Origin of the sequence: Rhizobium mongolense USDA 1844 (assembly GCF_000419765.1) — a bacterium.
Classification (GTDB): Bacteria; Pseudomonadota; Alphaproteobacteria; order Rhizobiales; family Rhizobiaceae; genus Rhizobium; species Rhizobium mongolense.
The window spans coordinates 70,723-92,218 of record NZ_ATTQ01000011.1; the positions used below are offsets into that span (position 1 = coordinate 70,723).

Genomic DNA, 21,496 nt, shown 5'->3' on the forward strand with positions numbered 1-21,496 from the left:
ATATCGTTGGTATGGCGTCCGCGTCCGACTTATTGCGTATCGAGAATCTCGACGTCTCATTCTCAGTGTTCGGAGACAAGCTGCGCGTCGTAAAGAATGCTGAACTGCGCATTCTTCCGGGCAAGGTGACCGCACTTGTCGGGGAATCCGGCTCCGGCAAATCGGTTATCAGCCAGTCGATCATGGGCATCCTGCCGAACGCCGCAAAGGCGACCGGCCGCATTCTCTTCACCGATCCGCTCAACGGCGAGACCACCGATATCCTGCAGTTCGGCCGCGACAGCGAGGAAATGCGGGATTTGCGCGGCAAGCGCATGGCGACGATCTTCCAGGAGCCGATGACGTCGCTCTCGCCGCTCCACACCATCGGCAACCAGATCAGCGAGGTGCTGCTGATCCACACCGATGCCGACAAGACCGAGGCACGCGAAAGAACCCAGGAGATGCTCGGCCTCGTCGGATTTGCCAATCCGCAGCGCACCTACGACATGTATCCGTTCGAGCTTTCAGGTGGCATGCGCCAGCGCGCGATGATCGCAATGGCGCTGATCTGCAAGCCCGCTCTTTTGATCGCCGACGAGCCGACCACGGCGCTCGACGTGACGATCCAGGCGCAAATTCTCGAGCTGCTGCGCGACCTTCAGCATAAGCTCGGCATGGCGATGCTGCTTATAACTCACGATCTCGGCGTCGTCGCCAACATGGCAGACGAGGTCGTCGTGATCTATCACGGCGAAATCATGGAAGCTGGACCCGTCAATGCGATATTTCGCGATCCGCAGCATCCATATCTCAAGGGCCTGATGGCGGCCGTGCCGCATTTTGACATGAAGCCGGGCGAGCGGCTGAAAGCGCTGCGTGATGTTCCGGTCAATCTGGAATCGTTTCTCGGCAAAAAGCGAATGGTGGGTGTGGAGGGGCCGAAGCTTTTGCTTTCGGTCAACAATCTCTCCAAGACGTTTGCGACGCGCAAGCGCAGTTTTTTCGGCAGAGGTGAGGCGGCAGTCGTGCGGGCCGTCGACGACGTCAGTTTCGATATCCGGCGCGGCGAATGTCTAGGGCTCGTCGGCGAGTCGGGCTGCGGCAAGACCACCGTCAGCAAGATCCTGATGCGCGCAATCACGCCCGATGGCGGCTCGGTGATCTTCAATGACGGCAAGGACGTGATCGACGTTCTTTCCGTCAAGGGCGACGATTTGCAGGCGCTGCGCACCAAGATCCAGATGGTGTTTCAGGATCCGGTCTCGTCGCTGTCGCCGCGCATGACGGTGCGCAACATCCTGAGCGAGCCGCTGGAAATCCACGATCGCGGGGACAGCGCCGAACGCAAGCAGAAGGTTGAAGCGCTGATGGGCGCCATCGGCCTCGACCGGCGTTACCTGAGCCGCTATCCGCACAGCTTCTCGGGCGGCCAGCGCCAGCGCATCGGCATTGCCCGGGCCCTAGCTCTTGGTCCCAAACTCATCATCCTGGACGAACCGGTCTCCGCGCTCGACGTTTCCGTGCAGGCGCAAATTCTCAATCTGCTCAAGGATCTGCAAAAAGAGCTCGGCCTGACCTACCTCTTCATTTCGCACAATCTCGCCGTCGTCGACTATATGGCCGATCGCATCGCCGTGATGTGCAAGGGCCGCATCGTCGAAATCGCCCCGCGCGAGATCATCTTGCGGGATCCGGTGCATCCCTACACGAAATCGCTGCTTGCCGCCGTCCCCTTCCCCGATCTCGACCGGCCGCTCGATTTCGAAGCGTTGCGCAAAAATGGCGCAGCCGACAAACAGAACTGGGGCATTACCTTTACCGCCGAACATGACGATGCGTCAGAACTTGCCTATGCCGATCTCGGCAACGGCCATCTGGTGCGCGCCCGCAAGGGTGCAGATGCAAAGGAACTACGTGCATGGTAACGCGCCGAACCTTTCTCGGCGGCCTTCTTGCAGCAGCCGTCGGACCGGCTGCTGCACGTGATATGGGCGACCGCGATATTGAGCCGGAATTCCTGCGTGACCTTTTGACAGCAGATCGCATTCCGCCAATGCCGGAGCGATTGCCGAAGCATCCGCGCATCATCAACATGAAAGAGGCCGGCCTGACGCCCGGCGTCTACGGCGGTTCTGTGCGCACCATCATCGGCGCGGCCCGCGACATCCGCTACATGACCGTTTACGGCTATTCGCGCCTTGTCGGGTATGACAAGCACCTGCGGTTCCAGGCCGACATTCTCGGCGGCTATACATCGGAAAACGATAGCATCTTCACCTTCCACCTGCGCGAAGGCCACAAGTGGTCCGATGGGCATCCCTTCACGGCCGACGATTTCCGTTACTGGTGGGAAGACGTCATTTCCAACAACGCCCTGACGCCCGGCGGCGGGGCGCTGGAGCTGCGCCCGCACGGCGTGCTTCCGCATTTCGAGGTGCTCGACGAATTCACCGTCCGCTACAGTTGGGACAAGCCCAACCCGAATTTCCTGCCGGCGCTCGCCGGCCCGTTGCCGCTCGTCATCTTCGGTCCCGCCCATTACCTCAAGCAGTTCCACAAAAAATACCAGGATGACTTCCGGCTTTCCGCACTCATGCGGGAAAACCGGGTGAAGAAGTGGGTTGATCTGCACATCAAGATGTCGCGCGCCTCGCGTCCGGAAAATCCGGAGCTGCCGACACTCGATCCATGGCGCAACACGACAGCACCGCCAGCCGACCAATTCGTTTTCGTGCGCAATCCGTTCTTCCATCGCGTCGATGAAAACGGCATGCAATTGCCCTATATCGACCGCTTCATCCTGAACGTCAGTTCCTCGTCGATCATCGCGGCCAAAGCGGGTGCGGGGGAATCCGATCTCCAGGCGACCGGCATCGACTTCAACGACTATACCTTCCTCAAAGAGGCCGAGAAGCGCTTCCCGGTCAAGGTCAATCTCTGGAAACAGGCGCGTGGATCGCGGATCGCGCTGCTCCCGAACCTCAATTGCGCCGACGAAACCTGGCGCAAGCTCTTCCGCGACGTTCGCTTCCGCCGGGCGCTGTCACTTTCGATCGACCGGCACGAAATCAACATGGTCGCCTTCTACGGCCTCGGCAAGCCGAGCGCCGACACCGTTCTGCAGGACAGCCCGCTTTATAAGCAAGAATACGCCGACGCCTTCATTCAGTTCGATCCGGATGAAGCCAACCGCCTGCTTGACGAACTGGGTCTCAAAGCGCGTGACGGCGAAGGTTTCCGTCTGCTGCCGGACGGACGGCGAGCGGAAATCACCGTCGAAACTTCCGGCGAAAGCACACTCGATACCGACGTGCTCGAACTCGTCCGCGATCACTGGAAGAATATCGGGCTTGCGCTCTACACGCGAACGTCGCAGCGTGACGTCTTCCAGAGCCGCGCCATGAGCGGCACGATCATGATGTCGACGTGGTTCGGCATTGAAAACGGCGTTCCGACCGCCGACATGGCGCCAAGCCAGCTGGCGCCGACCGTCGACGATCAGCTGCAATGGCCGATCTGGGGCATGTACTATCTGTCTGCCGGCCAGGAGGGCAGCGCCCCCGACCTGCCTGAGGCGATAGAGCTCGTCGACCTCCTGAAACAGTGGGGTGCCACTGCCGACTTCCGCAAGCGCGAAGCGATCTGGCACAAGATGCTGTCGATCTATACGCAGCAGGTGTTTTCGATCGGGCTCATCAATGGCGCGCTGCAGCCGATCCTGCGTTCTGCCAAGATGCAGAACGTGCCGGAGCGGGCGCTCTACGGCTTCGATCCAACGTCTTATCTCGGCATCTACATGCCGGATGCTTTCTGGCTGAAGGAGGCGTGACGTGCTGAGATATATTCTCTGGCGGATTGCCGCCATGGTCCCCACGCTGCTCGTGATTTCGGCGCTCGTCTTTACAATCATCGAGTTGCCGCCGGGCGATTTCTTCGAAAGCCAGATCGCCGAGCTGCGCGCGCAGGGCGAGAGCGCCAACCTGCAGGAAATCGAAGAGCTTCGGCAGCAATACGGTTTCGACAAACCGGCGATCATCCGTTACTTCTATTGGGTTGGCGGCATGCTGCACGGCGATTTCGGCTATTCGTTCGAATACCAGCTGCCGGTTTCCGCAGTGGTCGGCGACCGTCTGTGGCTGACGATCCTCGTTTCCTTCACGACCATCCTGGTGACGTGGCTGATCGCTTTTCCCATCGGGATCTATTCCGCTACCCATCAATATAGCTGGAGTGACTACGGACTGACGTTTCTCGGGCTGCTCGGCATTGCCATTCCGAACTTCATGCTGGCGCTCATCCTGATGTACTTCGCCAATATCTGGTTCGGCATCTCGATCGGTCATCTGATGGACCAGAAATATCTCTCCGAGCCTATGAGCTGGGAGAAGGCGCGATCGATCCTGTCCCACCTGTGGATCCCTGTCATCATCGTCGGCACGGCGGGTACGGCCGGCATGATCCGTCGCCTTCGTGCCAATCTGCTGGATGAGATGCAGAAGCAATATGTGACGACTGCGCGCGCCAAAGGTCTTCATCCGACCCGAGCGCTCATCAAATATCCGCTGCGCATGGCGCTCAACTTCTTTGTCGCCGACATCGGTTCGATCCTGCCGTCGATCATCTCCGGCGCCGAGATCGTCGCTATCGTGCTGTCGCTCGAAACGACTGGCCCGATGCTGATCAAGGCACTGCAGAGCCAGGACATGTATCTTGCCGGCTCCTTCCTGATGTTCCTTGCCTTCCTGAACGTCATCGGCGTGTTGGTTTCCGATATCGCCCTCGGCTTCCTCGATCCGCGCATCCGTCTGCAAGGCAGGAGCACCAAATAATGTCGCCCTTGCCACCGCCCGGCGCTCCCTTGCAGCACTATGTCTCGACTGCACCGTTCGATCCCATCGCCACGGAAACGATGGCGGCTGCCAGTTCGCGTATTCACCTTGCTTCCCAAAAGCAACTGATGTGGTGGAAGTTCAAGCAGCACCGTCTGGCGCTAGCTTCCGGCATCTTTTTGCTTGTCGTCTATCTGATGATACTGGTCGTTGAGTTTCTGGCGCCTTACGGCCTGCACACGCGCAATGTCGACTACATCCATTCCCCGCCCCAGCGCGTGCACCTCTTCGACAAGGGCGAATTCGTCGGTCCCTTCGTCTATGGCCGCGCGATGCAACTTGACCTTGATACGCTGCGCCGGGTCTACACCGACAATCCGAACGACGTTCAGCCGATCCGCTTCTTCTGCCGTGGCGATTCCTTTAAATTTTGGGGCTTCGTTCAGTCCGATCTGCATCTTGTCTGCCCGGCACAAGGCGGCCAGATGTTCCTGCTCGGCACCGATCGCCTCGGCCGCGACGTGCTCTCCCGTATCCTCTACGGCGCCCGGATTTCGTTGACAATCGGCCTGATCGGCATCGCAATCAGCTTCGTGCTCGGCATCGTCATCGGTGGCCTTGCCGGCTATTGGGGCGGCGTCTTCGACCTGATCGTCCAGCGAGTGATCGAGGTGCTGCAGTCGCTGCCGAGCCTGCCGCTATGGATGGCTCTTGCAGCCATCATGCCGGTGACGTGGAGCCCGATCGTCATCTATTTTGGTATTACTGTAATCCTCGGCATCATCGATTGGACCGGGCTTGCGCGTGCTGTGCGTTCCAAGCTTCTGGCGCTGCGCGAAGAGGATTACGTGCAGGCTGCCCAGCTGATGGGGGCAAGCACGCCCCGCATCATCGCACGGCATCTCGTTCCCGGCTTCATGTCGCATCTGATTGCCTCGGCGACGATTTCGATCCCGGGCATGATCCTCGGCGAAACGGCGCTTTCCTTTCTGGGGCTTGGCCTTCGGCCGCCGATCACCAGCTGGGGTATCTTGCTCACCGAGGCCAAGAGCGTCAGCGTCATTGCCTTTTATCCGTGGCTGCTTTTCCCGATTATTCCAGTGGTTCTTGTCATTTTGGCCTTCAACTTTCTGGGAGATGGGTTGCGCGATGCAGCAGATCCCTACAAATAGCAGCAGGTTTGGTGGAGATTTGCCGCTCTGCTGTGTCTCGCCCTCCGGAAGACCGGGGGCCTAACTATGTTGTTCGCCCCGAAGGAAATACCCATGGCCAGACGCGTGGAAGATGCTCGCATTCTGATGTACAGCCACGATACGTTCGGCCTCGGCCACCTGCGCCGCTGTCGGACAATTGCACATGCGCTGGTCGAGGATTATCGTGGTCTCAATGTGCTGATCATTTCCGGCGCAACGATTGCCGGTGCGTTCGACTACCGGGCGCGCGTCGACTTCGTGAAGATCCCCAGCGTGATCAAGCTTCACAACGGCGAATATACGTCGATGGCGAGCCATATCGATCTTCACGAAACGCTGAAGATGCGCGAATCGAGCATCCGCCATACGGCAGAGACCTTTCAGCCGGACATCTTCATCGTCGACAAGGAGCCGATGGGCCTCAAAGGCGAAATCGAGGACACGCTTGCTTATCTGAAGGCACGGGGCACGACATTGGTGCTCGGTCTGCGCGAGATCATGGATGCGCCGCATCTGCTCGATGCCGAGTGGAAGAGGAACGGTATCATGCAGAAGATCGACCAGTATTACGACAGCGTCTGGGTCTACGGGCCGCCCGATTTTTACGATCCGCTGATCGGCCTCGATGTTCCCCACAGCGTGCGCCGGAAGATGGACTTCGTCGGCTTCCTGCAACGCAGCGTTTCGGTCGGCAAGACATCGGTCAACGCGCGCAAGGACGATTACATCCTCGTCACCACCGGCGGCGGCGGAGATGGTTCCGACCTCGTACATGACGTGATGAACGCCTATGAGCATGATGCGACGCTTGAGCAGAAAGCGCTGATCGTGCTCGGACCCTACATGCCGGCAGCCGAGCGCTCGAAACTCGTCAGGAAAGGCGAAAAGATCCCCTATATCGAAGTGATCGAGTTCGACAACCACATGGAAGAACTCATGGTCGGCGCCACGGGCGTCGTTGCCATGGGCGGCTACAACACCTATTGCGAGATTCTGTCCTTCGACAAGCCGGCCCTCGTCGTGCCGCGGGTCAAGCCCCGGGAAGAGCAGTTGCTGCGTGCCCAGCGCGCCAGCGAACTCGGCCTTGTGGACGTGCTTCTGCCCGATCAGTCGGCTGATCCGGCGATCATGGCAGAGGCACTGAAACGGCTGCCGCAACGCCTGCCACCATCAAAGAGCGGAGGCGATATGCAACTTCAAGGGCTCGACCATATTTCGCAGACCGTCGGCCACTGGCTCGACAATCGCGGCAGCCATCTTGCCGTCGTCGGCGCAGAATAAGATCAAAGCCTTGCCGGAGCGCCGCAAGATTCTTGTCGTGCTGAAAGGCTATCCGCGCCTTTCCGAAACCTTCATTGCCCAAGAGCTGCTCGGCCTGGAAAAAGCGGGCTTTCATCTGACGCTGATTTCGATGAGGCGGCCGACCGACACGAAACGCCACCCGGTGCATGACGAGATCAAGGCGCGCGTCGTCTACCTGCCGGAATACCTGCACGAAGAGCCGCTGCGCGTCCTGAAGGGGCTTTTTGGCGGTCTTGGAAAGCCGGGTTTCAAGGCCTTGATGAAACGCTTTCTGACCGATCTGCCACGCGATATGTCGCGCAACCGCTTCCGCCGCCTCGGCCAGGCGCTGGTGCTTGCCCGCGAGTGGCCGGATAACGGCCAATGGCTGCACGCACATTTCATCCATACACCTGCTTCTGTCACCGATTATGCAAGCATCCTGACAGGCGTGCCCTGGACCGTCTCGGCCCATGCGAAAGACATTTGGACGTCACCCGACTGGGAGCTGAACACCAAGCTTGGCACCGCCCGCTGGGCGGTAACGTGCACGCGGAGCGGCTGGGAGCATATGCGAAGCCTGACCGGGCGGCCGGATGCGGTACACCTCAGCTATCATGGCCTCGATCTGGCCCGCTTCAGCCGTTTCGAAGGCCAGCACTCCAACCGGGATGGCAGCGATCCGTCCGACCCGGTTCTTCTATTGAGCGTCGGCCGGGCGGTCGAAAAGAAGGGCTACGACGTGCTGCTGCGCGCCCTCGCCCTGCTTCCTAAAAGCCTCAACTGGCGTTTCGAACACATCGGCGGCGGTGACGAACTGGCCAGATTGAAGGCGCTCGCCACGGAGCTCGGGCTTGCCGGCAACATTGTCTGGAAAGGCGCAATGGCGCAGAAGGAGGTGCTCGCTCACTACCGCAGCGCCGACCTGTTTGCGCTTGCCTGCCGCATTGCCGCCAACGGCGACAGGGATGGATTGCCAAACGTGCTGGTTGAGGCGTCGAGCCAGCGGCTAATGTGCCTTTCGACCGATGTTTCAGGCGTGCCGGAACTGCTGGCAAACGGCGAGAACGGTCTCGTCGTTCCGCCGGAAGATCCAATGGCGTTCGCTGGCGCACTTGAGGCGGCGATCCGCGATCCGGCGTTGCGAAGACGCCTGGGCGATGCGGCGGAAAAACGCGTGCGTGAGCATTTCGACTATCATTCCAGCATAAAGCAGCTGATACACCTCTTCGAAGAGGAATGGCAACAACCCTCATGAGCGCAAAACGCATCCTCTTTTACGTCCAGCACCTGCTCGGCATCGGCCACATCGCGCGCGCAAGCCGCATTGCCGACGCATTGGTCAAGGACGGTTTTGACGTGACGGTCGCAACAGGCGGCTTACCAGTTCCAGGCTTTCCCGGCGCAGGCATAAAGACCATAGCCTTGCCGCCGGTCGTTGCCAGCAATGCCGGCTTTTCGGGTCTTGCGGACGCCCACGGCAATGTCGCCGGCGACGACTTTTTGTCAAGACGGCGCGACCTGCTGCTTGCCGCATTTCAGGAGGTGCGGCCGCATGCCGTCATCACCGAGGCCTTCCCCTTCGGCAGGCGTCAGATGCGCTTCGAACTGCTGCCGCTGCTCGATATGATCGGCAGGACGGATCCAAAGCCAATACTCCTCAGTTCGGTGCGCGACATCCTTCAAGAAAACCGCAAGCCCGGCCGGGACGAGGAAACCGTCGACCTGGTGAAACGTCACTTCGACGCCGTGCTCGTTCACGGTGATTCGGATTTTGTGCGACTTGAAGATACCTTTCCGCTGACCGCCGAAATCGCAGACAAGGTACGATATACCGGTCTCGTTGCACCCCCACCGGCCGCCGCTCCGACCGACGTCTTCGACATCATTGCCTCCGCGGGCGGCGGGGCCGTCGGCCTGAAGCTCATCCGCGCGGCCCGCGATGCGGCAGCCATGCTGCCCGCAAGTCATCGCTGGCTGCTCGTCACCGGTCCCAATCTGCCGGAGACGGACTTTATCGGGCTGAGCCGGGCCGCACCTGCCAACATCACGCTTGCGCGCTTCCGCAAGGACTTCCCCTCGCTGCTGCGCGGCGCGAAAGTCTCGATCTCGCAGGCAGGCTACAACACGGTCGGAGACCTGCTGCGAACGGATTGTCGTTCGATCCTTATCCCCTTTGTCGCCGGCGGCGAAACGGAGCAGACGGTGCGGGCCGAGCGTTTGCAGGCACTGGGTCTTGCCGCAGTTCTTCCAGAGCAAGGACTGACCGCAGAGCATGTGGCAGCGGCGGTCGAAAGAGTGCTTGCAGCACCCGCCAGAAAGGACGTCACGCTCGATCTGACGGGAGCCGAGACAACTGCTTCGATCGTCCGTTCGATGCTTGGTTGAATCGCTCGCCTATTATGAAAATCCTGTGATATAACTGAAGCTCCGGCGAGAATCGGCATGCGCCAGCAATCCGCTTCGCCTTGATTTCCCTACAATACCCGGCGGTCCGGTTGCATGAATCTGTTTTCGGCATCTCCCCTTACGAATGGCCCCCTATCCCGGCCCGCCCTTTCCAATCAGGCTGACGGTTAGCATGGAAAAAAGCCTCGCCCGCTATATCTGGTCGAACACGCGGCGACAGCAGCTTTGGATTCTGGCTGTGGTTGCCGTCTCGATGGTCCCCTATTTCTTGTCCTTCGATTTGCCGAAACAGATCGTCAACGGCCCGATTCAAGGTGATGGCTTCGAGAACGCGAATGCGACCCAGACCTTCATGCATCTTGCCTATGACATCCCGCTGATCGGGCATGTCGACTTCTTCGAGGGGTTCCAGCTCAACCGCCTTCAGATGCTGATGGCGCTGAGCCTCGTCTTCCTGGCGCTCGTCGTACTGAACGGCCTCTTCAAATTCTACATCAATACCTACAAAGGCCGCCTCGGCGAGCGGATGTTAAGGCGTATTCGTTTTCAACTCATCGACCGGGTGCTGCGTTTCCCGCCCGTCCATTTCAAGCGGGTGAAATCGGCTGAAATTGCCACGATGATCAAGGACGAGGTGGAGCCGATGGGCGGCTTCACCGGTGATGCATTCGTCTCGCCTGCCCTTCTCGGCGGCCAGGCGCTGACGGCACTTGCCTTCATCATTATCCAGAACTTCTGGCTCGGCATGATTGCGGCCGCAATCGTCGGCGTACAGGCGGTCGTCATTCCGCGCATGAGAAAACGACTGCTCGAGCTCGGCCGCCAGCGGCAGCTGACAGCCCGCGAGCTCTCCGGCCGCGTCGGCGAGATTGTCGAGGGTATCGGCACGATCCACGGCAATGACACCTCGAACCTGGAACGCGCCGACATTGCCACGCGTCTCGGTCTCATCTTCTCGATCCGCTACGACCTTTACCAGTGGAAGTTCCTGGTGAAGTTCCTGAACAACTTCCTGGCGCAGGTGACGCCGTTCCTATTCTACGCGATCGGCGGCTATCTCGCGTTGCAGGGGCGCCTTGACATCGGCCAGCTCGTTGCGGTCATCAGCGCCTACAAGGATCTTCCGGGGCCGTTGAAGGAGCTGATCGACTGGGATCAGATGCGCCAGGACGTTCAGGTCAAGTATCAGCAGGTCTATGAACAGTTCAATGTCGAGCCGCTCATCGACGGCCGCATCCAGGAAATCCCGGCAGAAGCAATCGGCCCGCTGACTGCAGCCCTCGTCGTCAGCAACCTCACCCTCAGCGACGATAGTGGCGCGCGCCTGGTCGACCACGTTTCGGTCGAAATCAGGCCGAACGAGACGGTGGCGATTGTCGGGCCGAACGGCAGCGGTGCGGAGGCTTTCGCCGAAGCGCTCGGCCGCATCGTCTGGCCGGACTCAGGCCGTATCAGCATCGACGGCCGCGACCTTCTGGAACTGCCGGAATCGATTACCGGCCGTCGCATTTCCTATGCTTCCGCCGATACCTATTTCTTTCACGGCACGCTGCGCGACAACCTGCTTTACGGTCTCAAGCATGCACCGCTGACCGATCCCAACTACGAGGACCAGGCAGCACAAGAATTCAAATGGCATGCCGCCGAGGCACTGAAGGCCGGCAACCCGACGCTTGATCTGAATAGCGACTGGGTCGATTACAACGCCGCCGGGGCAACCGGACCGGACGATCTGCTGACGGCGATCCGACCGGTGCTCGATGCCGTGCTGATTTCCCAGGACATCCTCGACCTTGCCCTCCGCTCGACGGTTGATACGACAGTGCATGTGGCGCTTGCGGGTCGCATCGTCGATCTGCGTCGGTCGCTGCGAGAGCGTATGAAGGACGAGAGCCTCGATGCGATCGTCGTGCCTTTTGATTTCGATAACTACAATTCCCAGGCAACGGTCGGCGAAAACCTGCTCTTCGGCACGATGAAACGGCCGATGATGAACAACCGCAAGCTTGCGGCGCACCCCTATTTCCAGCAGCTTTTCCGCGATACCGGCCTCAGCAACGACCTCTATGCGATGGGCCTGGAAATCGCCGAAAACGCCGTCGAACTCTTCCACGATCTGCCGCCCGACCACCCTTTTTTCCAGCAGCTGACCTTCATGACGGCGGATGATATTCCGACCTATCAGGCCTTGCTGCAGAAATTGCAGAGCCGCCGGTTCGAGGATGCGAGCATCGATGAGCGCTCGATGATCATCCGGCTGAGCTTTGCCTATATCGAGCCGCGCCATCGCTTCGGCTTGCTGAGCGATGAACTGATGGCCAAGATCGTGAGTGCCCGCAAGCAGTTTCACGAGCATATACCGGATGATCTGGCCGTTCTCATCGAGCGGTACGATCCCGAGCGCTTCACCTCCTCCGCAACGCTGATGGATAACGTTCTGTTCGGCCGTATCGCCTATCAGCAGGCGGACGCTTCCGATCGTATTCGCACCATCATGAGCGAACTCTTCGATGCGCTTGATCTTTACGACGACGTGTTGTCGATCGGCCTTGAGTTTGACGTCGGTTCCGGCGGCAAGCGATTGACGATGGTCCAGCGCCAGAAACTCAACCTTGCCCGCGCGCTTTTGAAACGTTCGGATTATTTCATCTTCAACCGGCCGCTTCCCGCGCTCGATCAGCGTGTGCAGGACGAGATCATCCGCAAGGTCGTCCAAGACCTGCACGAGGAGGGTAAACGCCCAGCGATCATCTGGGTTCTTTCAAACGCAAGACTTGCAGAAATCTTCGACCGGATTTTACTTTTTAATCGCGGAGATTTAGTAGAAGCAGGAAACTATCCGGAACTTTCCGAGAAAAACGGGATGTTCAAGGAACTGTTATCGTAATATTCTATTGCAGCGGCTGAGACGGCATTCTTGCGAGGGAATGTCAGAAGAGTTTTTTAAAGCGCTTCTCCTTCGGCGAGGAGAAGCGGCAGGGGGTGAGACGCTCATGCTGTTGAGAGATGAAGTCGAAATGCTGCGGCGGGTGCCGATCTTCGCAAGGATCGCCCCGGCGAAACTCAAGCTTTTGGCCTTCACCTCCGATCGGATGACCTACAAGGCCGGTCAGGATCTTTTCCACCAGGGCGATCCGGGCGACGCGGCTTATGTGGTGCTTTCCGGCACCGCCGATATTCTCGTGAATTCGCCTGCAGGCGACATTAAAGTCGCCGACGTCGAGGTGAATTCCATCGTCGGCGAAATCGCCATCCTCTGTGACGTGTCGCGCACCGCAACCGTGCGTGCCACCTCTCCACTGGAAGTGCTGCGCATCAGCAAGGAGCATTTCCTGAAGCTTCTCAGCGATTTTCCCGAAATTGCCGTCGAGATCATGCGCGTCCTTGCCGACCGCCTGAACCATACGACGGCGGAATTGACGGCCGCACGCGCTGCAAAGCAGCCGCAGGCGGCGCTTCAGTAATTTTCGGCAAGTTCCGAACGTGAGTATAGCCCGCGCGGCCGAGGCCGGCGGGCTTCACGCTTCAGTGGTCGCTATTCGCGCTGCTCCAGCGCCTTACTGAAGGCAAGAGCGGCAAGCGTGCAGATTGCGCCCGAAAGCAGGTAGTAGCCGACAAAGGGCAGGCCGAAGCGGCTGGACAGACTAAGTGCAACGAGCGGCGCAAAACCCGCACCCACCAGCCAGGCGAGATCCGACGTGAAGGCCGCGCCCGTATAGCGATAACCGCGGCCGAACCGCGACGAGATCGAACCGGTAGCCTGACCGAACGAAAGGCCAAGCACGCCGAAGCCAATGATGACGAAAGCGTCCTGACCAGTGTCGCCGGCGGCAATCAGCATCGGACCGATGAAGGAGAAGATCGCGATCAGCACGGCACAGACGGCAAGCTGACCGCGGCGGCCGATGCGATCGGCGATCAGGCCAGAGGCGATGATGGCGACGATGCCGACCATGGCACCGATGATCTGCACAACCATGAACGTGCCGAGCGGTTGGCTGCCGTAAAGGCTCATCCAACCAAGCGGAAAAATGGTGACGAGATGGAACATCGCAAAGCTTGCGAGAGGTACGAAGGCGCCGATCAGGATATCGCGACCGTGGATGCGAAGGACATCGACAATTGGCGCCGCTTCCAGTTCATGCTGCTCCAGGAGCGTGCCGAATTCTTTCGTCATGACGAGACGCAGGCGGGCAAAGAGGGCCACGACGTTGATGGCGAATGCAACGAAGAACGGGTAGCGCCAGCCCCAGGAAAGGAAATCATCGTTTGAGAGATTGGCGATGAAGAAGCCGAACAGGGTGCTCGCCAGCGCAAAACCGATCGGTGCACCGAGCTGCGGGATCATCGCATACCAGCCGCGGTGCCGCTCCGGCGCATTCAGCGCCAGCAACGAAGCAAGCCCGTCCCATGCGCCTCCGAGGGCAAAGCCTTGCCCAAGGCGAAAAAGCGCGAGCAAGGCTATCGACCAGTAGCCGATTACGTTGTAGCCGGGCAGGAAGGCAATCGAGGCCGTCGAGCCGCCGAGCAGGAAGAGCGCAATCGTCAGCTTTGTGCCGCGGCCGTAGAGGCGGTCGATGGTCATGAACACAACAGAGCCGACAGGGCGGGCAAGAAAAGCCAGCGAAAAGATCGCGAAAGAATAAAGCGTCGCCGTCAGCCGGTCCGGCGCGAAGGGAAAGACAAGCTGCGGAAAGACGAGAACCGAGGCCAGGCCGTAAACGAAGAAATCGAAAAATTCCGACATGCGTCCGATGACGACGCCGATCGCGATGCTGCCCGGCGAGACCGGCTTGTCATCGTGAATTCTGCGTGCGTCGCGTTCCAGCGTGCGCGATGACGGTCCATAAGGTACCTGTGTTTCAGCCATTTAACGCCTCCCTCGTTGAGGTGCTTATACGAAGCGCCTCAAGACGATCTTGATCAAACCCGCCGGGTTATCAAGTCCAGACAGCGCAAATAGTTCATCATCCATTCTCAAAATTGCATGTAGATCGCAAAATGCGCACGGGGGCTGGCGAAACTGGCCAACTGCGCATTTGCGGATATATAGGCCGGAAAAACATTTGATCCCGGCACAATCCTTCTTAATTGATCAGGATTTTCAGAAGGCCGTGAAAATGACATTCTGCCGCATCGCGGCATATTTGCTGCACTGCGACCAAACACCTCATGTCACCATGCCGTTTCGTGCTTTAGTCGCGGTTCGGACGAAACAACAAGAGCTTAGAGACGTGCAAAAACTGATGAAGTTTTCCCGCCTTCTATCCGTGTTGCCGCTATTCATGCTGGCAGGGTGCAATCTTGTGGTGATGTCGCCTTCGGGCGATATCGCCAATCAACAGGCAGACCTTATCCTGGTCTCGACCTTCTTGATGCTTTTGATCATCGTGCCGGTCTTGTTCCTCACACTGTTCTTCGCCTGGCGATACAGGCGCTCGAACACGGCGGCGACCTATGATCCGGAATGGCATCACTCCACCCGCCTTGAAGTCGTGATCTGGTCAGCGCCGCTTGCCATCATCATTGCGCTCGGCGCAATCACCTGGATCAGCACACACAAGCTCGACCCCTACCGCCCGCTTGACCGGCTGGATGCAGAACGCGCGATTCCTGCCGGCGCGAAGCCGCTGACCGTCGAAGTCGTGGCGCTCGATTGGAAATGGCTGTTCTTTTATCCCGAGCTCGGCATTGCGACCGTCAACGAACTGGCAGCCCCGGTCGACGTTCCGATCAATTTCAAGATCACTGCGTCTTCGGTCATGAACTCCTTCTACATTCCGGCGCTCGCCGGCCAGATCTACGCCATGCCCGGCATGCAGACGAGGTTGCACGCCGTCATCAACAAGGAAGGCGAGTACGAAGGCTTTTCCGCCAATTACAGCGGCGACGGCTTCTCGCACATGCGCTTCAAGTTTCACGGCCTAAACCAGCAGGGCTTCGACGATTGGGTCGCCCGAGTCAAAGCGCAAGGTACAGCGCTTAACCGCGATGCCTACCTGAAACTAGAAAGGCCGAGCGATCGAGAGCCCGTGCGCTACTACGCCAGCGCGGAGGCCGGCCTCTACGAGGCCATCCTCAACATGTGCGCGACGCCCGGCAAGATGTGCATGAACGAAATGATGCACATCGACATGATGGGCGGCGCAGGCAAGGAGAGCGCCGAAAACCGAAAGCGGCTGGAATATGACAACCGCCATGCCGAACAGGGTGAGCGCACCAATGCCCCGACCTTCCCTGCAACCGGCACGCCGGCACGCAGCGGGCAAGAGCCCGAGGGCACCGACAGCAACGCGCAGCAGCCTGACGCCCAGCCGCAGGGCGGGCAGACCATGCCCGGGATGCAGCATGACGGACATTCGATGCCCGGCATGGATCACGGCAGCGGGAGTCCGGCTCAACCGGGCAGCAACAATTAAAACCTGGCGCTTTGCGTCGCTAAGACACCAATGAACGGGTTAATCCATGTTTTCCAATCCTGACCTCCTGAAGTTCATCTTCGGCCGGTTGACCCTTGAGGCGATCCCCTATCACGAGCCGATCCTCGTCGCGACCTTCATAGGCGTGGTCATCGGCGGTCTCGCCGTGCTCGGCCTCATTACCCATTACCGATTTTGGGGTCCGTTGTGGCACGACTGGATCACCAGCGTCGATCACAAGAAGATCGGCATCATGTACGTGATCCTCGCCGTCATCATGCTGCTGCGCGGCTTCTCGGACGCGATCATGATGCGGATCCAGCAAGCGATCGCCTTCAACGGATCGGAAGGCTATCTGCCGCCGCACCACTACGACCAGGTCTTTACCGCCCACGGCGTTATCATGATCTTCTTCGTGGCCATGCCCTTCGTCACGGGCCTCATGAACTTCGTGGTACCGATGCAGATCGGTGCTCGTGACGTCTCCTTTCCCTTCCTCAACAACTTCTCCTTCTGGATGACGACGGCCGGCGCCGTCATCATCATGCTGTCGCTGTTCATCGGCGAGTTTGCGCGCACCGGCTGGCTTGCCTACCCGCCGCTTTCAGGCGCCGACTACAGCCCGGGGGTGGGCGTCGACTACTACATCTGGGGCCTGCAGGTTGCAGGTGTTGGGACGACATTGTCGGGCATCAACCTGATCGCCACCATCGTGAAGATGCGCGCGCCCGGCATGACCATGATGAAGCTCCCCGTCTTCACCTGGACCTCGCTTTGCACCAACGTCTTGATCGTCGCCACCTTTCCGATCCTGACGGCAACGCTTGCGCTGCTGTCGCTCGACCGCTACGCCGGCACGAACTTCTTCACGAACGACCTCGGCGGCAATCCGATGATGTATGTCAACCTCATCTGGATCTGGGGCCATCCGGAGGTCTATATCCTCGTGCTGCCGGCCTTCGGCATCTTCTCGGAAGTGGTCGCGACCTTCTGCGGCAAGCGCCTGTTCGGCTACGCCTCGATGGTCTATGCGACAGTGGTCATCACCATCCTTTCCTATATCGTCTGGCTCCATCACTTCTTCACCATGGGTTCCGGCGCCAGCGTCAACTCCTTCTTCGGAATCACGACCATGATCATCTCGATCCCCACGGGAGCGAAGATGTTCAACTGGCTCTTCACCATGTATCGCGGCCGCATCCGCTTTGAAGTGCCGATGCTTTGGACCGTCGGCTTCATGGTGACCTTCGTCATCGGCGGCATGACCGGAGTGCTGCTTGCCGTTCCGCCTGCAGACTTCGTGCTACACAACTCGCTGTTCCTGATCGCCCACTTCCACAATGTGATCATCGGTGGTGTGCTGTTCGGCCTGCTTGCCGGCGTCAACTACTGGTTCCCGAAGGCCTTCGGCTTCAAGCTCGATCCTTTCTGGGGCAAGATGAGCTTCTGGTTCTGGCTGACCGGCTTCTATTTCGCCTTCATGCCGCTCTATGTGCTCGGCCTGATGGGCGTCACCCGCCGCGTGTCGCAGTTCGAGGACCCATCGCTGCAGATCTGGTTCATCATCGCAGCCTTCGGTGCTTTCCTGATCGCGCTCGGCATATTGTCGTTCCTCGTCCAGCTTGTCGTCAGCTTCATGAGGCGCGAGGAACTTGCCGACCATACAGGCGATCCATGGGATGCCCGCACGCTTGAGTGGTCGACGTCGTCGCCGCCGCCCGACTACAACTTCGCCTTCACGCCCGTGGTGCACGATCATGACAGCTGGTACGACATGAAGAACCGCGGTTACGAACGCCCCCTCGAAGGCTTCAAGCCGATTCACATGCCGAAAAATACAGGCACCGGGCCAATCCTTTCGGCCATCAGCGTGGCTCTCGCCTTCGGACTGATCTGGTACATGTGGTGGCTCGTCGTGACCTCCGCCGCAGCGCTGCTCGTCGTTACCATTGTCCATACCTTCAACTATAGGCGCGACTTCTATATCCCGGCCGAAGAAGTCAGTAAAACGGAAGGCAAGCGGACCGAATTGCTTGCGACACAGGTGCAATGACCATGAGCGATCATACTATCGACACGGCCGAAAAGCCTGAGTTCTACCTGACTGAAGAACATCATCCCGAAGGCAGCACAAATCTCGGCTTCTGGCTCTACCTCATGAGCGACTGCCTGATCTTTGCGGTGCTGTTTGCGACCTATGGCGTTGTTGGCCGCAATTATGCGGCAGGGCCGTCGCCCAAGGACCTGTTCGATCTGCCGCTCGTGGCAGTCAACACGTCGATGCTGCTGTTTTCTTCCATCACCTACGGCTTCGCCATGCTCCAGATGGAAAAGAACAGCAAATCCGGCACGCTGATGTGGCTGGCGGTGACCGGCCTGTTCGGCGCGGCGTTCATTGGTCTTGAACTTTATGAGTTCATTCATTTGATCCACGAGGGTGCAGGTCCGTCGCGCAGCGCTTTCCTTTCGGCCTTCTTTACGCTGGTTGGAACCCATGGGCTGCACGTCACATCCGGCATCATCTGGATGGCAACGCTGATAGTGCAGGTTTCGATGTATGGCCTGATCGAAGCCAACCGACGCCGCCTCATGTGCCTTTCGATGTTCTGGCACTTCCTCGACGTCGTCTGGATCGGCGTTTTTTCCTTCGTCTACCTGATGGGAGTTCTCGGATGAGTTCGCAAGCACCCGCACATGAGGACGCACACGAAGCCCATCATGGCCACAGCCACGGACACGGGGCAGGCCACGGCTCGATGAAGAGCTATACGATTGGTTTCGTCCTCTCGGTCATCTTGACCGCCATTCCCTTCTGGCTTGTCATGGCCGGTGTCTTCGAGAGCCCGGGCGTGACTGCTTTTCTTGTGATGGCGCTCGGCGCGATCCAGATCGTCGTTCACATGATCTGCTTCCTGCATATGAACACCCGCTCGGAAGGCGGCTGGACGATGATGGCGCTGATCTTCACGATCGTGATCGTGGCGATCGCGCTTTCCGGCTCGCTTTGGGTCATGCATCATCTGAATACCAATATGATGCCGATGAGCCCTGAAATGATGAAGAACATGCCCTAGGGGTGTCGAGCGGGCGGCGGTAAGGCCGCCGGCCGCCCGCGCAGGTTTCCGCCATGCCAGACAGCTTTCCTTTACCGAAAGACCGGCGCCGACCATCCGTCAGGCTCGCAATGCTGTGCAGCCTGATGCTTCTGTCGACGGCAGGTTTCGTCGCCCTCGGCCTCTGGCAGGTGGAGCGGCTGTCCTGGAAACGTGACCTCATTGCTCTGGTCGATCAACGGGTCCACGCCGAACCGGCCCCGGCCCCAACGCGAAGGGCAGTCAATGCCGCCGACGACGAATACCGCCGCATAACGGCGACCGGCACATTGCAGAACGGCAAGGAGACGCTGGTCTATGCCTCGACCGAACTGGGTCCAGGCTTTTGGGTGATGACACCGCTGTCGCTTCGAGATGGCCGCACGGTCTTGATCAACCGCGGCTTTGTGCCGACCGACAAGCGCGATCCGCAAACCCGGCCATCCGGCCAACTCTCCGGTCAGGTCACGATCACAGGGCTGATGCGGATGACGGAACCGAAGGGTTCGCTGCTACAATCGAACGACCCCGCCTCGGGCCGCTGGTATTCCCGCGATGTAGCTGCAATCGCGGCGGAAAAGCACGTGGCAGACGCTGCCGAGTATTTCATCGATGCCGACAACACTCCCAATCCCGGCGGGCTGCCGGTCGGCGGACTGACGCGCATCGTCTTTCCGAACAACCACCTCGTCTACGCGATCACATGGTTTGGCTTGGCGCTGATGGTGGCGGGCCTGCTGGCATTCGTGATCCGAAGCGAGGTTCGGACGCACTGGCCGTGGCAATCGTCCGGCTGATTGCTTCGGCCAGTTGTGCCTGCGAGAAGGGCTTGCCGAGACGCGGCAGGTCGATGAGGCCGCCGCCGGGCGGAATGTCGGCATAGCCCGTGGCAAGGATGATCGGCATGTGCGGCCAATCACGGCGGATCGCCTCCGCAAGCTCTGCACCCGTCATCCGCGGCATGGCGTGGTCGGAGATGACAAGGTCGACCTGTTCGCTGGAAAGGATGGCCAGCGCATCGGCACCCGATGCCGCCTCGATGACGTCGTAGCCGAGGTCTTCCAGCATCAAAACCGTGTTCATGAGCACAAGACTGTCGTCGTCGACGGCCAGGATGCGCAGCGAGCGCGGAAGGCCGGGATGATCGGCCGCTTCCTCCGAGAGCTCTTCCGGTGCGTCATCCTGCGCCAGGACCGCAGGGAACCAAAGCTCGGCGACCGTGCCTTCGCCGAGGCGGCTCTTCAACAGGAGCCGGCCGCCTGACTGCGCGGCGAGCCCTTGAACCATCGGCAATCCGAGACCGGTGCCTTTCCCGACTCCCTTCGTCGTGAAGAAGGGTGTCGTCGCCTGCTCAAGTGTCTCTTCGTCCATCCCCTCTCCGCCGTCGATGACTGAGAGACAAAGATACGCACCGGGCGTAAGGATCCCTTCCCTTTCACTTACCGTCCGCTCCTGCGCTCTGACAGTGATTTTCCCTCCGCGCGGCATGGCATCACGCGCATTCACAATAAGATTGAGGATTGCCGTTTCGAGCTGGTTGGGATCGGTGGCAATTGTTGGAACGCCCGGCAGCACATCGATTTCCAGCATGCTCAGGGGCCCGAGCGAACGCTGCAGCATGTCGGCCATTCCGTCCATAAGCGTTGCAATCTCGATCGTCTTGACCGCCAGTTCCTGGCGCCGGGAAAAGGCGAGCATGCGCTGCGTCAAGGCGGCGCCGCGCTGCGCGCCCTGGATGGCATTTTCGACGAGGGGCATCAGCTCCGGCTGCTCAGGCATCCGCTTCTTCAAAATCTCCAGGCTGCCGAGAACGGCCATCAGAAGATTGTTGAAGTCGTGGGCAATGCCGCCGGTGAGCTGGCCGATCGCCTCCATTTTCTGCGCCTGGAAGAGCTCTTCGCGTGCCTGATCGAGCGCACGCTGGATTTCGCGCTTCTCGGTCATATCGCGCGTGATCTTCGCAAAACCAATGACTTCCCCGCAATCGTTTGTGATCGCGTCAAGGACCACGTTCGCCCAAAAGCGGCTCCCGTCCTTGCGCATGCGCCAGGCCTCCTTTTCGAAGCGGCCGTCGCGGCGGGCAATTTCAAGCGCGCGTTCCGGCTCACCGGCAGCACGGTCCTCCTCGGTGTAGAAACTCGAAAAGTGCCTGCCGATGATCTCTTCTTGTGAATATCCTTTGAGGCGCTGAGCACCGACGTTCCAGGTGGCGACGTGACCCTCCGGACTCAGCATATAGATTGCGTAGTCGGTGATGGCATCAACAAGTAACCGCAAGCGGCCCTCGCCCG

The 21,496-nt window shown here is 59.5% G+C and carries 15 protein-coding genes and 1 pseudogene; 14 read left to right on the forward strand and 2 right to left on the reverse strand.

What is annotated here, in order from left to right; all coding sequences use genetic code 11:
• Window positions 1-11 precede the first annotated feature (11 nt).
• The 9 genes from A3C3_RS0121555 (at window position 12) to A3C3_RS0121595 (ending at window position 13,158) form a co-directional block, all read left to right on the forward strand.
• The gene (locus A3C3_RS0121555; protein ID WP_022716661.1) at window positions 12-1,907 is read left to right on the forward strand and encodes an ABC transporter ATP-binding protein; all 1,896 of its coding nucleotides are present in this window, start codon (window positions 12-14) and stop codon (window positions 1,905-1,907) included.
• Window positions 1,901-3,811: an ABC transporter substrate-binding protein gene (locus tag A3C3_RS0121560; RefSeq protein ID WP_022716662.1), complete on the forward strand. Its 1,911-nt coding sequence runs from the start codon at window positions 1,901-1,903 to the stop codon at window positions 3,809-3,811. Before A3C3_RS0121555 ends, A3C3_RS0121560 begins: the two co-directional genes overlap by 7 nt.
• A 1-nt stretch (window position 3,812) precedes the next feature.
• Window positions 3,813-4,811, forward strand: coding sequence for an ABC transporter permease (locus A3C3_RS0121565; protein ID WP_022716663.1), 999 nt, complete (start codon window positions 3,813-3,815; stop codon window positions 4,809-4,811).
• A complete protein-coding gene (locus A3C3_RS0121570; protein WP_022716664.1) occupies window positions 4,811-5,983 on the forward strand; it encodes an ABC transporter permease in 1,173 nt (390 codons plus the stop codon). The genes A3C3_RS0121565 and A3C3_RS0121570 overlap by 1 nt, the downstream gene beginning before the upstream one ends.
• Before the next feature lie 93 nt (window positions 5,984-6,076).
• The gene (locus A3C3_RS0121575) at window positions 6,077-7,285 is read left to right on the forward strand and encodes a glycosyltransferase family protein (protein WP_022716665.1); all 1,209 of its coding nucleotides are present in this window, start codon (window positions 6,077-6,079) and stop codon (window positions 7,283-7,285) included.
• A 10-nt stretch (window positions 7,286-7,295) separates the two neighbouring features.
• The gene (locus tag A3C3_RS0121580) at window positions 7,296-8,543 is read left to right on the forward strand and encodes a glycosyltransferase family 4 protein (protein WP_028739871.1); all 1,248 of its coding nucleotides are present in this window, start codon (window positions 7,296-7,298) and stop codon (window positions 8,541-8,543) included.
• Entirely contained in the window at window positions 8,540-9,673 is a 1,134-nt protein-coding gene (locus tag A3C3_RS0121585) for a glycosyltransferase family protein (RefSeq protein WP_022716667.1), read from the forward strand. The genes A3C3_RS0121580 and A3C3_RS0121585 overlap by 4 nt, the downstream gene beginning before the upstream one ends.
• Window positions 9,674-9,866: 193 nt before the next feature.
• On the forward strand, window positions 9,867-12,581 hold the full coding sequence (locus A3C3_RS0121590; RefSeq protein WP_022716668.1) for an ABC transporter ATP-binding protein: 2,715 nt from the start codon (window positions 9,867-9,869) through the stop codon (window positions 12,579-12,581).
• 106 nt (window positions 12,582-12,687) lie between these two features.
• Entirely contained in the window at window positions 12,688-13,158 is a 471-nt protein-coding gene (locus tag A3C3_RS0121595) for a cyclic nucleotide-binding domain-containing protein (protein WP_022716669.1), read from the forward strand.
• A 71-nt stretch (window positions 13,159-13,229) separates the two neighbouring features.
• On the opposite strand, the gene A3C3_RS0121600 is transcribed toward A3C3_RS0121595, so the two are convergent.
• Complete coding sequence (locus A3C3_RS0121600) at window positions 13,230-14,564, reverse strand: MFS transporter (protein WP_022716670.1); 1,335 nt, start codon at window positions 14,562-14,564, stop codon at window positions 13,230-13,232.
• Window positions 14,565-14,928: 364 nt separating this feature from the next.
• Between A3C3_RS0121600 and cyoA the strand changes: the two genes are divergently transcribed.
• Genes cyoA through A3C3_RS38900 form a run of 5 tightly spaced genes read left to right on the forward strand, consistent with a single transcriptional unit; the run spans window position 14,929 to window position 20,002 of the window.
• Window positions 14,929-16,113 (forward strand): ubiquinol oxidase subunit II, encoded by a 1,185-nt coding sequence (cyoA, locus tag A3C3_RS0121605; RefSeq protein WP_028739872.1) that lies wholly within the window; start codon window positions 14,929-14,931, stop codon window positions 16,111-16,113.
• Between the two features lie 46 nt (window positions 16,114-16,159).
• Complete coding sequence (gene cyoB / locus A3C3_RS0121610; protein WP_022716672.1) at window positions 16,160-18,166, forward strand: cytochrome o ubiquinol oxidase subunit I; 2,007 nt, start codon at window positions 16,160-16,162, stop codon at window positions 18,164-18,166.
• A gap of 2 nt (window positions 18,167-18,168) precedes the next feature.
• Window positions 18,169-18,789, forward strand: coding sequence for a cytochrome o ubiquinol oxidase subunit III (gene cyoC, locus A3C3_RS0121615; protein WP_028739873.1), 621 nt, complete (start codon window positions 18,169-18,171; stop codon window positions 18,787-18,789).
• On the forward strand, window positions 18,786-19,187 hold the full coding sequence (cyoD, locus tag A3C3_RS0121620) for a cytochrome o ubiquinol oxidase subunit IV (RefSeq protein ID WP_022716674.1): 402 nt from the start codon (window positions 18,786-18,788) through the stop codon (window positions 19,185-19,187). Before cyoC ends, cyoD begins: the two co-directional genes overlap by 4 nt.
• Window positions 19,188-19,240: 53 nt before the next feature.
• Complete coding sequence (locus tag A3C3_RS38900) at window positions 19,241-20,002, forward strand: SURF1 family protein (protein ID WP_022716675.1); 762 nt, start codon at window positions 19,241-19,243, stop codon at window positions 20,000-20,002.
• Here the strand turns inward: A3C3_RS38900 and A3C3_RS38905 are convergent.
• Window positions 19,905-21,491, reverse strand: a pseudogene (locus A3C3_RS38905) (response regulator); the annotation flags it as partial. The gene A3C3_RS38900 and the pseudogene A3C3_RS38905 overlap by 98 nt on opposite strands.
• Between the last annotated feature and the right edge of the window lie 5 nt (window positions 21,492-21,496).